The organism is Paenibacillus amylolyticus (assembly GCF_050990605.1).
Classification (GTDB): Bacteria; Bacillota; Bacilli; order Paenibacillales; family Paenibacillaceae; genus Paenibacillus; species Paenibacillus amylolyticus_H.
The window spans coordinates 2,903,274-2,916,729 of sequence record NZ_CP158832.1; the positions used below are offsets into that span (position 1 = coordinate 2,903,274).

A 13,456-nucleotide genomic window follows, 5' to 3' on the forward strand; every position below is an offset into this window, starting at 1 on the left:
TGAAATAAAAGATGCGTCTTATTGATAGATGTGCGTAAATGAAGGAGACAACATGACATTTAAGGACTTGAATATTATCCCCTCTATTATGGAAGGGTTAAGCAAAGCAAACTATACTAATCCTACCCCTATACAGGAACAGGCCATACCAGCTGTATTAGCTGGCAGAGATCTGCTGGGATGTGCACAGACAGGAACAGGCAAGACGGCAGCATTTTCGGTGCCGATCATTCAATTATTAAGCGAAAGATCCAAAGGACCCAAATCCACACGACATATTCGCTCATTAATTTTGACACCAACACGAGAACTGGCTATTCAGATCGCGGATAACATCAAGGTATATAGCCGGTATACGGACATTCGTTGTACGGCAATTGTTGGCGGTGTTTCGCAAAAAGTGCAAGAGCGGGCGCTGAATCAAGGGGCAGATATTATTATCGCAACACCTGGCAGATTGAACGATCTGATTAACCAGAAACGTATTGATCTGAAGATGGTTGAAATTCTCGTTCTGGATGAAGCAGACCGGATGTTGGACATGGGCTTCATTCATGATGTGAAACGAATCATTGCCAAGATGCCTAATAAGAAACAAACGCTGTTCTTCTCAGCTACGATGCCTCCCGAAATCACCAAAATGGTTAAAACGTTACTGGTTGATCCAGTTAAAGTAGAAATCACACCGGTATCTTCAACAGTAGACCGCATTGAGCAGTCTATATATTTGCTGGAGAATGGCAAAAAGCAGCATATGTTGAATCAGATACTAGAGGATAAATCCATCGTCACGGCATTGGTGTTCACACGCACGAAGCGCGGCGCTGACCGGGTTACACGTGATTTGGCCAAAGTGAACGTTACGGCACAGGCTATTCATGGCAACAAGTCTCAGAACGAGCGACAACGGGCACTGAACAACTTCAAGAGTGGGGCAACACGTGTATTAGTTGCGACGGATATCGCGGCAAGAGGAATTGACGTGGAGGAACTGTCACATGTCATTAACTTTAACCTGCCTAACATTCCAGAAACGTATGTTCACCGTATTGGACGTACAGGCCGAGCAGGTAAAAGCGGGATGGCGATCTCGTTCTGTGAGAAAGATGAACTTCCATTCCTGAAGGATATCGAGAAAGTAATCAAAAAGACGATTCCTGAAGTGAAAGGTCATCCGTATCCAATGACAGGTGTACCTGTGTTTGATAAAACCAGCAAAACACCAGGCGGTAAACCTGCCTTTAACAAATCGGTTGCAGGCAAACCGGCGAAGTCCAAAGCCAACCCGGCACGCAAGCCCAAATCCGAATGGTTTGCCAAGAGTGGTAAATCAAACAGTAGTCGTTCAAACGATGGTAGACCAAGTAGCAGTAGATCTAACAGCAGTAGCAGTAAATCAAACCATGGCTCATTCAATCGCAGTAGCAAAACGAGAAATGATAGAGCCAATTAAGATCTAGATAAATTCAGCTAAAACCTTCTCCATTCATATGGAGGAGGTTTTATTATGTGTAGAGAGCTTATTTACATACGAACTTACATTCGGTATCATTATATCGTCCACTGGTGAAAGGGAGGTACTGACTTGAAGGATACGATGATTAAGTACAGTTTGAAGAAGAAAGGGGCGACCAAGGATTATCCATTTGGACCTGATCCAGTCGCGATTAAGGTTGCGGGTAAGATGTTCGCGCTTATATTTGAAAACAAAGAAAAGAACTGTCGCTTAAACTTAAAATGTGATCCCATTATTGCAGAGAACCTGAGAGAGCAGCATGAAGCAGTTCAACCGGGATATCATATGAACAAAAAACACTGGAATACCATTACGCTGGATGGTTCCTTGTCCGATGAGGATGTCTACGTCATGATCGATCACTCATATGATAAGGTTGTCCAATCCCTTCCGAAAAGGATTCGGGATTCTCTGACCGGTAAGAGATAAGAAGAAATATATGAGGTAGGTAAAAGGCTAATGGTCTGCTTCTCTAACCGAATGAATATCCTATGAAAATGAAGACATACCTGAAGCCCATATGGGACCGTTATCTTGGAAATAAGCAAGATCGAACGGCCTTGTTCAACGTTGCATCCCTTGTTATCAATGCCTGGATTGGGATAGGCAAGCTAGTCTTGGGGATATATCTCCTTTCCGGATGGTTCATCACGAATGCTGTGTATTATTTGATTCTGTGTATAGCCAAAGGACAGGTGCTTCATCAATATAAAGTTGCCAAAGGGATGGTGTCTCCCCAAGACAGATATTCTTTAGAGCTTGCGGTGTATAAACGCGGAGGTCTTTTTCTATGTTTTCTGGGCGCGTCCTATTCGATCGTCTGTCTGCGAATGTATCTGATCGGTGATGCTTTCATATATAGCGGACTTATTGTATATATCGTATCTACAGTAGCTTTTACGAAGCTGGTTTTTGCCGTGTACGGTACCTGGGCTAACCGTCATCTCCATAACCCGATCATATCTACATTGAAAATGATTAACTTCACCGATGCCATGGTATCCATCGTCGTGACACAAGCGGCACTACTTACCATGCAAGCCTCACCTTTTGCTTTAAAAACCAGTAGCTTGTTTGGCATGGGGTGCAGCGTTTTGTTTTGTCTGATGGGAGTCAGAATGATGTCCCACAAGAAAAAGGAGTCAAGTATGGTGCAGGGGAGCGCATCCAACGAACAGTGAGACAAATGGGGGAGCTTGATATTTCGCATGAACATGCTGTCTTAACGGAAGGTGTGCTGGCAACGACAGTGGGGCAGGAAAATCACATCACAGTCTTGAATTCATTGGAGAATGAATGATTCAAATCTCCGATTGTCGGAGTCATTCTTAATGCAAATAAGGAGTGATATCTATGGATCAACAACAACAATTGGCAATGATACAACGTATGCGTGAAAATGTAGTCGGCACAGATGCTGCTCTTCAACCCAGTTCCACGTATGCTGTCACAGTAAAAGAAGTCATGATTCCTACGACTAAAGGTGATACACGTGTACTTGTGTATACACCGGATAGGGACAATTCCGCTCCTCTGCCAGTCTTCTTCAATATTCATGGGGGTGGTTTCATCTTGGGACAAGCAGAGATGGATGATCCATGGTGTCGTCTGATCGCTGATCGATCTGATTGTGTGGTCGTTAATATTGATTACAGTCTTGCACCAGAGCACAAGTTCCCAACGGCGGTCCATGAATGTTACGACGTTGTACAGTGGGTCCACGCCAATCCGCAATCCTTATCGGTTAACCCGTCTCTCTTCGCTATTGGGGGGCATAGTGCTGGTGGTAATCTTGCTGCAGCAGTGAGTTTACTGAATCAGCAACGTGGTAGCGAGCTGCCGATTGTTCTGCAAGTTATGGATTATGCCGTATTGGATCTGGCTACAGATCCGGCCGAGAAACCGAGTTTTGAAGAAGCCATTCCAGCCGATATCGCCAGAACATTCAATGCCATGTACCTTGAAACGCCAGAAGATGCGCAAGACCCGTTGGCTTCACCTGTGCTTGCAACATCATTAGAGGGACTTCCAGAAGCATTGATCATTACCGCGGAAAAAGATTCGCTTGCTCAAGAAGCAAGAACTTATGCAGCAAGGCTTGAAGCGAGCGGTGTGAAGGTGACACTTAACGAATACGAGGGAGCCGCTCATGGATTTACACATTCTGGAGATCTCCAGATGGCTGAGGATGCCTGGTATCGGATGAGTGACAAGATCAGAGAAGCATTTTTCAAATAACTTGGATCAGTATGACGTAAGAAGTTATCTTGCGTAGCACTTATAGTAAGGTATTTGAAGAATTACCCTGAAGTCGCCTCTCGGCGGCTTTTTTAGTTGATCTCTGGTTGGATCAATCGTTTGATGAAACCAAGATTCTGAGCTAACGGGTAGGTTAATAAACTAGATTAGGACTGTTCTTAAGATTATAACGATATCGTTAAGGGTAAGAGTTGTTAATTAGCGGAAATAATGACCAATAACAGGAGGTTTATTATGAACCAGTATAACAATTCGTCCGATATCGCGATTCTTGGCATGGGAACGGCTCTACCTGCTCACCCCGTTGCGCAGTCAGATATTGCACAACTGATCGCTTCTTCTCTTCAGGATCGGCCAGATTTGGCCCGTTTTGCCAGGCGAATATTCAAGTCCTGTGGTGTTGAAACGCGATATACCGTGGAACCAAGCTATCTGGGTTCACTGGAAGAATGCCGTTATCTGCCCTCTGGTGAGCGATCAGACATCCCAACAACCGAAGAACGAATGAATACATACAAGCGAGAGGCGCTTCCGCTCGGGATTGAGGCGGCAGAGAAAGCTCTGGAGGATTCAGGCGTATCTCCAAAGAGCATCACACATATCATCACGGTCAGCTGCACCGGTCAATATCTGCCGGGTTTGGATGTTATGCTCATCCGTCATTTGGGTTTGTCTGCCCGTGTTAATCGACTGCCGCTGATCTTTCAGGGGTGTGCCGCAGGGTTGAAAGCCATTCAGATGGCACGAGATGTCGTGCAGGGTGCTCCGGGATCACAGGTACTTGTTGTCTGTGTAGAGTTGTGTACCATTCATTTTCAGCCTGTGCAAGATCGGGAAGCGCTGTTCGCGGCTTCATTCTTCGGAGACGCTGCTTCTTCTTGTGTAGTGGGCACACCAGAACCTCACCACAAGAATGTTCTGAGTCTGGGAACGGGTTATTCTGTACTTCTTCCGGATTCGACTGAAGATATGACGTGGGAGGTGGGGAATCTGGGGTATGATCTGTATCTATCACCTCGTATTCCGAAGCTGTTAGGTGTTCATCTGGAAGAGGAACTGCGTCTCTTATTGCAGAGTGAACAGCTTCCTGAACTGTGGGCCATTCATCCGGGAGGACGCGGGATTGTGGACTCTGTGCAGAAAGTAATGAAGCTGCGAGACGAGCAAACGAAGTATAGCAGGGATGTCCTCAGAACGTTTGGTAACTTATCTTCCAATACCATTCTGTTTGTACTGAACGCGATGCGTGAGGACATGAAGGCACAGGTTCAATCCTCCACAGATGGTGTAGCCATGGCATTTGGACCGGGACTCACCGCAGAGTTGATGAAATTCACTTATGTACCCTCATTATCTTCAGTGATGGAGGAGCACGATCATGTCCTTTTTTAGAACATTGTCCATTCGAGCCAAGGAAGATGAACTGATGGATGACTTCTCTCTGGGAGGGGAGGAGCTGCGTGAAGCGCTTAGACATCTGAGACGTCTTAACAAAATATTTGCAGCACCTGGCCCAACTCTGGCTGGTGTAGAGAAGCTATGGAACTCTGTCGGTAGGCCAGATAAACTGACTCTTCTGGATGTGGGGGCAGGTTCAGGGGATGTGAACCAGAAACTATTGCAATGGGCGGATCGTCAGGGCATTCAGTTGGAGATTACATTGGTTGATCTGACGGAAGAGGCATGTCAGGAAGCGAGACAACTATTCCGTGACGAACCCCGAGTCCGGGTACAACGTGCCGATCTTACACATCTGCCGGATGCTTCCGCAGATATCGTGACAGGCTCTCAGTTTGTACATCATTTTGAGGGAGATCAGCTGGTTGATATGGTTTCTCATATGCTGCGAGCATCCAGACACGGTGTCGTCATTAATGATATTCACCGTCATCCCGTATCCTATAAAGCAGTCTGGATTACAACACGAATGATCTCGCGCAATCGGTATATTCGTCATGATGGGCCTCTTTCTGTAGCCAAAGGTTTTACAGGGAGGGACTGGAAGGAACTCAAACAACGGCTAAATCATGATACGATGACTTATGAATGGAAGCCTTTGTTCCGTTACTCTGTTGTTATCCCAACTAAAGGCAGGTGATCTGACATGTCGAAATCGATAGATGTGATTGTCATCGGAGCCGGAATTGCTGGCAGTACATGTGCAATGCAACTGGCAGGGAAAGGTCATCGGACCCTTTTGCTGGATCGCCAGGAGTTCCCGCGGCACAAAACCTGCGGTGAGTTCATGTCACCCGAAACCAAGGAGATGTTAGAAGTTCTGGACATTCAACTGCTGGATCAGTCGAAGAAACCCAGCACCATGGATCATGCCAAAATCGTTATGCCACAAGGCGGAGTGATCGAAGCACCGCTGCCGGGATTCGCATATGGCATAAGTCGATATGAGCTCGACCAGATTTTGCATCAGAAGGCTCTGGAGGCCGGAGTCCAGATTGTGACCAAAGCGACCATAACGAGCATCGAACATCTTGAGGATGCCAGTTATGAGGTTCAGGTGAAACAGGGAGATGAGCGGATCAGTTACAGAGCCAAAGCCGTTATCGGAGCACATGGGACCAAAAAGCCGCGAGGCATGGCTTCCGCACCTGATCTGCGGGACCAAACCGTATATGTTGGAGTTAAGTCCCACTTCAGCGGAATTGAGATTCCCGCACGGGTAGAGTTATATTTTTGCGAAGGTGGCTATGTGGGCATTTCCCCGATTGAGGATGGCACTGTGAATGTCGCCGCATTGTTGACACTGGATACCGTCCAGGGAAGTGGCAAGTCTGTAAACGATATTCTACAGGCGGCATCCCTGACAAACGTGAGTTTGGCAGCCCGTTTAGCCGAAGGAAAGCCTGTAGATGGATCGCAAGTGTCGATTGCACCGTTGCATCTGTCCAATATACCTGAGCCTTGGTCTGATTATCCGCATATTGGGGATGCGATGCTGATGATTCCTCCGCTGTGCGGAGACGGGATGTCCATTGCGCTACGCTCCTCGCTCTTATGTGCCCGCTGGACTGATAAATATCTTCGGGGTGATATTGAACATGCCGATTGGCAGAGTAATTACACGCTGGAAGCAAGCCGGGAATTCACCCAATTGCTCAGACGCGCAAGAAGAATTCAAAAGCTGGCTTTTGCCAAAACCAATAAATTCTATCCTGGTCTCGCTCGGATGATCCCTGGTCTAGCCGCTTATGTTGTGAAGGCCACACGATTATCCGAGATGAACGCAGCGCGCTAATAGGCTAAAATTTTGCTCGATATTTATGCGAAAGAGGTTGCTGACGGCGGCCTCTTTTTTTGGTGTATAATAGAATCTAATGTAATGATAGAGAGTTAATTCAGATGAAATGTCGGGAGGCACTAATTAAGATGAACTATTTATTTTCCAATCGTATCGCAGCACTGCAACCATCCATTATTCGTGAGATTCTGAAGGCTTCTTCGGGACAAAATGTGATTCCATTCTCCGCGGGGAATCCTGCTCCGGAAACCTTTCCTATTGAGGCGATCCGCACATTCACTCAATCCATTCTGGAGCATGACCCGGTCACAGCTCTGCAATATGGGATTACGGAAGGATATGTTCCCCTCAGGGAAGCATTGACTCAACATTTGAAGACAGGTTTTGATACAGGTAAACCATCCGATCAATTGTTCATTGTATCTGGAGCGCAGCAGGGGATTGAACTGGCCTGTAAAGTATTCTGTAATGAAGGGGACACGATCATCTGTGAGAGCCCGAGCTTTATCGGTTCTCTGAACTCCTTCCGGGCATCCGGTGCGAAGCTTGCTGGTGTTCCGATGGAGATGGACGGTATGGATATCGAGAAGCTGGAACAGGCGCTGCAAACGGAGCCTAATGTAAAAATGATCTACGTCATCCCGAGTTTTCAGAATCCGACTGGTGTAACGACGAGTCTTGCGAAACGTAAAGCCATATACGAGCTGGCCAAGAAGTATGGTGTTATGATTCTGGAAGATAATCCATACGGAGAGCTTCGATTCAATGGAGACGATGTGCCAACCATTAAGTCTATGGATGATGAGGGTCTGGTCATCTATGTTGGATCATTCTCCAAAATTTTGTCGGCGGGACTGCGCGTTGGTTTTGTACAAGCGCCACATGAAGTCGTGGAGAAGATGGTTGTTGCCAAACAGGGAGAGGACGTACATACAGCCATGCTTCCACAGATTCTGGCATACAAATTCATGACAGAGTATGACTACGCAGGGCACATTAACAGTATTCGTATGGTATATCGGAGAAAAGCAACATTGATGATGGACAAGCTGCAAGAGCATATGGGTGAGTCCATTACCTATACCCAACCGGATGGTGGACTGTTCCTCTGGTGTGATCTGCCAGCACATGTGCCAATGCTTGATTATGCCAAGACAGCTGCAGCTCAAGGGGTTGCGGTTGTACCGGGAAATGCATTCCTGGTGAACGAGCAAGACCCTTGTAATGCCATCAGACTTAATTTCTCAACCCCGTCAGATGAACAGATTGTCAAGGGTGTAGAGATTTTGGGACAGGTACTAGAAGGTTACAACGATTAATATTATAAAAGAGCAATAGATCCATGAGAAGTCGCCAATTGGCGGCTTCTTTTGACCTTTCCCAGCCTTAATTATCGATCAAAGCACTTAATTCTGCCTGAAATACCTTTTGGTTCTTCTGATTGAATGTACTCAGCAGCACGGTAACAATCCCATTTCCTTTTCGTCTGGGTGTCAATCCAATGACTTCTGCAATAACATGAAGTTCATCATCCGGAAAGACAGGCTTTAGGAATTGAATGTTATTCATTCCGGTTCCCGCCACGACATGTTCTCCATAGATCCCGACCTCAATCCATAATTTAAAGGAGATATTCATCGTTTGCATGCCAGAAGCAATTAAACTGCCAAAGCGGCCTTGCTTGGCCTTCTCCTCATCCAAATGCATGTACTGTGGATCATAGATTGTGGCAAACTCCATAATATCGCTCTGGGATAATGCCAAAGATGTGGTTTTGTAACGCTGACCTATTATATATTCACTAAATCTCATGAAGGCACCTCAGTTTCTTTAATATGTTTATTCGTAGTTGATATTTTGGTAAGAGACATGACTGGACTGACGTATTCAAATGCTAGTGTACAATCTCGTGTATATATTGTTGAAGCATCTGAAGCAGGGTTTCTGATTGTCGTCATGGATCGGAATCTGGATGCTCAACATATTGTAAAGGTTTTGATTAGTGATACGCAAGGCGGTTACTTGGCTACCCGTTATCTGATCGATAAAGGAATTCCTGAGCAATTATCCGTAATTGGTTCTGACAATGGAGAGATCGTAGAGACGTTATATACACTGGACATCCAATGTGTGGAACGTGATTTTGTTCGGCTCCTCAACCTGAGTTAAGGAGTTTTTTTCCATTTTATAGAATTTTAAATGCTTAAAAGAAAGGAGAGTAGCCATTTATGCATAATATAAAGACGAGGAGTTTTTTTGAGTTGAAATAAATGGAGGATGATACGATGGGTGTAACCACTTTTTTGGAGACAGGCCATATGCAAGAAGGTTTTCCCATTCGGGTAATTCATACAGGAAATCAGTTCAATTATGCTGCACACTGGCATGATGAGGTTGAACTGGTTCTCGTCAATGGTAAGTGCGCCAGAATTGGCGTGAACGATCACGTGTGTGAATTGGAAAAAGGGGATGTCCTGTTGATCAAACCAGGGGATGTGCACTGCTTTTTGCCGGGAACCGAACATTTGACCATTATCTTGTTCCGACTCGAATTGTTAACCGGGAGTTTCACGACCGAAACCGAAATTCAGGATCTCGGACAACTTTTCAACAAAACAACAGTTATCCCCTCGAATACGGGAAGTCAGAGCAATCTGGTTCAATATATAGATGTCATCATTACCGAGAAGAAAAATCAGAAGCCGGGATATCGATGGTTAATGGTATCCAGATTGTATGATCTCATCATACTTCTATTGCGTACAAAAGTACCCGTTACCACCGATGAATCTTCATCTTCTGGATGGGCATGTACTTCTTCCAAAAAATTTGAATTCCTTGAATCGGTCTGTGAATATCTGGAGGAGCACTATGCTGAGCCCATTAAGCTGGAACAGGTGGCGGAACATATTAAATTCAGCAAGTTCCATGTCTGCAAGCTGTTCAAGGAGATTAAGGGCGTAACACTGATGGAATACTTGAATCATTTTCGAATTATCAAATCGGAGTGGGCCTTATTGTTCCGTCAGGATACGATTCTCGAGATTGCGATCGGGCATGGGTTCAACAATGTTAACTCCTATAATCGTCTTTTCAAGAAATATAATGACTGTACACCCTCCGAATTTCGTAAGAAACATCGTACGAATATCACAAAATATGGAGGATAATGCACAATATTTGTGGAGAAAGCCCTCTCCAAAATCAATATACTCTAATAAATTGTAAGCGTTTCCTTTTTGAAGGAGGGGGCCTATGAAGAAGTGGTTTAAGCCAACTATTGTACTGGTATGTGCAGCGCTGTTGTTAGCTGGTTGCCAGTTCAGTCCATCAAATCAAACCAAGCAACAGGAAATTACCGTATGGAGTTTTACCGATGAAGCAAAGTATGCCATCGAGAAATTCGAACAGGAATATCCTGACATCAAAGTGAACTTTGTCAACATCCCCGGTAATTTCTATATCACCAAGCTGAAATCTGCGCTACAGACAACCTCAAAGGCTCCGGATGTATTTATGATCGAAAATGCGAATATTCGAGAACTGATCGACGTTCCCTATCTGGAAAATCTATCAGCTTCTCCGTATAACGCGAATGAACTTATCCAGGAACAATATGCTTTTGTGCAGGCCAATGAAAAGGACAGTGAAGGAAATGTCAGAGCGATAGGTTATCAGGGAACACCAGGGGGCATCTATTATCGTCGGGATTTGGCGAAGACATATCTCGGAACCGATGATCCGGAGAAGGTGGGTTCACAGATCGATACGTGGGAGAAGATCTTCGAGATTGGAGAGAAGGTGCAGCAAAGTAGCGGAAATAAAGTACATGCATTGGCGAATTGGAATGCCATATCGAATTCATATGATGGTATACCCTGGGTGAAGGACGGCAAACTCATCATCGATCCAACCTACCTGGACGTACTTGATCTTGTACGTGAAGCACGTGAGCGGAAGGTCCTTGCCGAGTATGAGGATGGAAGTGCCGGTTACGCTGCATCGATGCAAAAAGGAGAGGTCTTGTTCTATCCCGGGGCAACCTGGGCCTTGCAATATACGTTCAAGGCCAATGCCCCGGCTACCGAAGGCATGTGGGGCCTGGCTCAGGGACCGTCAGCGTTTAGTTCGGGCGGAACGTATATTGCGATGTATAGTAAAAGTGACAAAAAAGATCTCGCCTGGAAGTTTATCGAGTTCTATAACTTTAACCACGACTTTCTGTCAGAGCTCGCGAAAGAGCAGGATTATTTCACCAGCAACATGGTTGTGAATGATGAACTTGCTCCATCGCTCTCATCCTCCTATTTGGGAGGACAGAAGCATTTTGAGTTTTTCTCAGAGGCCGCAAAGCGGGTTCCTGTATACGAACGCACCAAATATGATGCCACGATTAACAATGATATCTACAAAAATGTACTTCAATTGTATCTCAATAAGGACATTCAGACCAAGGAAGAAGTCGTAAAGCGAATCAAACGTGATGTCACCTTGAGATTCCCGGAGCTGGCAGTGGATTAGCTTAGAAGCAAGCGAATGGTTAGACACATTCGATGATAACTGGGGGGATAGAACATGTTTGCCAAAACGATTCGCAAGGACCATTACGGCTACTACTTCATTGCTCCGTTCTTTATTATTTTCACCATATTTGGACTTTATCCCATTTTATATTCGCTCTATATCAGTTTCACCAACTTTGACGGCATCACGACGCCTGACTTTGTAGGGATGGGTAACTACGTGGCCGTACTGCAAGATCCGTTGTTCTACAAAACCTTGTTTAACACGTTATTTATCTGGGGGGTCTCCGTGGTTCCGCAGCTGACAATCTCCCTTGTGTTGGCCTTTATTTTGAATGATAAGCTGCTCAAAGGACGGGATTTTTTCAGAGCCGTTTACTTTTTTCCGAATATCGTAACGGCTGCATCACTCGGGTTGCTTGTCAGCCTGATCTTTGACTGGCAATCCGGGGGACTGAATCATTTTTTGATGCAAACGGGAATCATACAAGATCCAATTAACTGGAAAAATGATCCATGGTTTATGCGGCTGATTGTATCATCCATTTTGTTTTTCCAATACTTCGGGTATTCCATGGTCATCTACCTTGCAGGTCTTCAGGGGATAGATCCGTCATTACTTGAAGCTGCCCAGATGGATGGCGCAAAAAAGAAACATATTTTCATCCATATTATCGTACCGATGCTCCGTCCTATCATTCTGTTTCAGATGATTACATCCATTATTGGAGGCATTCAGATTTTTGATCAGCCATTTACATTAACCAATGGCAATGGTGGTCCTGACCGGGCAGCTATGACAAGCATTATGTATCTCTATAATGTGGCATTTCAGAGCACACGTTTTGGTTACGGCGCTGCAATCGCATTTTGTCTGTTTATTATCATCATATTGTTGTCCGTTGCATCCTTCATCATGACCAAGCGGAAGAGCCGATCATAGGGAGGGGAGTCTCATGCAAACTGCAAAATCAGTTGAACAACCAAATGCGGCGATTCAGCAATATGCCACCACAAGGAGGATGACGGCAGGCAAGATCATCATCTATCTGTTATTGATTGGTCTTGCCGTGTTGTGCATCATTCCATTCTATCTGATGCTCATTTATTCAACACATAACAATGCAACGATTGCTTCAACATTCACCTTTCTTCCCGGATCGTTTTTAGTTGATAATTATATGAACATGGTATCCAAAATCAACATTTGGCGTGGGTTTGCCAACAGTATTTTCATTGCTGGATCATCGACCGTATTATCTCTATATATTGGGGCTTTGACCGCATACGGTTTTGCCAAATTCAAATTCAAAGGGCGAAACTGGCTGTTTCTGTTTTTGTTAGCGACCATGATGGTGCCGGGTCAACTGGCCCTGATTGGGGTGTATCGCCTTTTCACTACTTTGGGGCTTCTGGACAGTTATGCCGCGATTATATTGCCTGCCGCAGCTAACGCGTTTAATGTATTCTTTATCAAACAGTTCATGGAGAGCAGCATTCCGGATGAGATTATTGAATCTGCACGGGTGGACAGTGCTGGTGAGTTCCGGACGTTCAATCAGATTGTACTGCCTATTCTGGGACCCGCAATCTCAGCCCTTGGCATATTCACTTTTATTGGATCATGGAATAATTTCCTGACACCGCTTGTGCTATTTTTCTCCCTGGATAAATACCCGCTTCCGGTATTGGTTGCGCTAGTGCAAGGTTACTATGGGATGGATTATGGGCTCTTGTATTTGGGTGTTGCGATCTCAATTCTGCCTATAATTATTGTTTTCTCCGTATTTTCCAAACAGATTATTGGAAGTGTTGCTTTGGGTGCGGTCAAAGGATAGTTTACAAATAGTAAATAGAGAACTGCAATGAGCAAGATCTCCGGATTCATAGGGAATGAATAGC

Annotated in this window: 14 protein-coding genes; 13 read left to right on the plus strand and 1 reads right to left on the minus strand. The window is 45.1% G+C overall.

Translation table 11 applies throughout. From position 1 onward, the window contains the following. The first annotated feature begins 52 nt into the window (after positions 1–52). The 8 genes from ABTV53_RS13220 (at position 53) to ABTV53_RS13255 (ending at position 8,350) form a co-directional block, all read left to right on the plus strand. Positions 53–1,453 carry a DEAD/DEAH box helicase gene (locus ABTV53_RS13220; RefSeq protein ID WP_433753523.1) on the plus strand — a complete coding sequence of 467 codons (1,401 nt, stop codon included), beginning with the start codon at positions 53–55 and terminating at the stop codon, positions 1,451–1,453. 132 nt (positions 1,454–1,585) lie between these two features. Beyond that, positions 1,586–1,945: an MmcQ/YjbR family DNA-binding protein gene (locus ABTV53_RS13225; protein ID WP_433753525.1), complete on the plus strand. Its 360-nt coding sequence runs from the start codon at positions 1,586–1,588 to the stop codon at positions 1,943–1,945. Positions 1,946–2,007: 62 nt separating this feature from the next. Beyond that, positions 2,008–2,697, plus strand: coding sequence for a hypothetical protein (locus ABTV53_RS13230; RefSeq protein WP_433753527.1), 690 nt, complete (start codon positions 2,008–2,010; stop codon positions 2,695–2,697). 172 nt (positions 2,698–2,869) lie between these two features. Then, a complete protein-coding gene (locus ABTV53_RS13235; RefSeq protein WP_433753528.1) occupies positions 2,870–3,754 on the plus strand; it encodes an alpha/beta hydrolase in 885 nt (294 codons plus the stop codon). A 255-nt stretch (positions 3,755–4,009) separates the two neighbouring features. Next, a complete protein-coding gene (locus tag ABTV53_RS13240) occupies positions 4,010–5,167 on the plus strand; it encodes a type III polyketide synthase (RefSeq protein ID WP_433753529.1) in 1,158 nt (385 codons plus the stop codon). After that, positions 5,154–5,873 (plus strand): SAM-dependent methyltransferase, encoded by a 720-nt coding sequence (locus ABTV53_RS13245; protein ID WP_433753531.1) that lies wholly within the window; start codon positions 5,154–5,156, stop codon positions 5,871–5,873. Before ABTV53_RS13240 ends, ABTV53_RS13245 begins: the two co-directional genes overlap by 14 nt. Positions 5,874–5,879: 6 nt before the next feature. Then, positions 5,880–7,028 (plus strand): NAD(P)/FAD-dependent oxidoreductase, encoded by a 1,149-nt coding sequence (locus tag ABTV53_RS13250; RefSeq protein ID WP_433753533.1) that lies wholly within the window; start codon positions 5,880–5,882, stop codon positions 7,026–7,028. Positions 7,029–7,159: 131 nt separating this feature from the next. Continuing rightward, positions 7,160–8,350, plus strand: a complete 1,191-nt coding sequence (locus ABTV53_RS13255; protein WP_433753534.1) for a PLP-dependent aminotransferase family protein — start codon at positions 7,160–7,162, stop codon at positions 8,348–8,350. Between the two features lie 67 nt (positions 8,351–8,417). Here ABTV53_RS13255 and ABTV53_RS13260 read toward each other — a convergent pair whose 3' ends face one another. Next, on the minus strand, positions 8,418–8,843 hold the full coding sequence (locus ABTV53_RS13260) for a MaoC family dehydratase (RefSeq protein WP_433753536.1): 426 nt from the start codon (positions 8,841–8,843) through the stop codon (positions 8,418–8,420). 57 nt (positions 8,844–8,900) lie between these two features. On the opposite strand from ABTV53_RS13260, the gene ABTV53_RS13265 reads away from it, so the two are divergent. The 5 genes from ABTV53_RS13265 to ABTV53_RS13285 all read left to right on the plus strand — a co-directional run bounded on the left by ABTV53_RS13265 (position 8,901) and on the right by ABTV53_RS13285 (position 13,392). Further along, entirely contained in the window at positions 8,901–9,200 is a 300-nt protein-coding gene (locus ABTV53_RS13265; RefSeq protein WP_433753537.1) for a hypothetical protein, read from the plus strand. A gap of 116 nt (positions 9,201–9,316) precedes the next feature. Continuing rightward, positions 9,317–10,201, plus strand: a complete 885-nt coding sequence (locus ABTV53_RS13270; protein WP_433753539.1) for an AraC family transcriptional regulator — start codon at positions 9,317–9,319, stop codon at positions 10,199–10,201. Between the two features lie 85 nt (positions 10,202–10,286). After that, positions 10,287–11,552 carry an ABC transporter substrate-binding protein gene (locus ABTV53_RS13275; RefSeq protein WP_433753541.1) on the plus strand — a complete coding sequence of 422 codons (1,266 nt, stop codon included), beginning with the start codon at positions 10,287–10,289 and terminating at the stop codon, positions 11,550–11,552. A 54-nt stretch (positions 11,553–11,606) separates the two neighbouring features. Beyond that, positions 11,607–12,497, plus strand: coding sequence for a carbohydrate ABC transporter permease (locus ABTV53_RS13280; RefSeq protein ID WP_433753543.1), 891 nt, complete (start codon positions 11,607–11,609; stop codon positions 12,495–12,497). 13 nt (positions 12,498–12,510) lie between these two features. Beyond that, positions 12,511–13,392, plus strand: a complete 882-nt coding sequence (locus tag ABTV53_RS13285) for a carbohydrate ABC transporter permease (RefSeq protein WP_433753545.1) — start codon at positions 12,511–12,513, stop codon at positions 13,390–13,392. Positions 13,393–13,456: the final 64 nt, after the last annotated feature.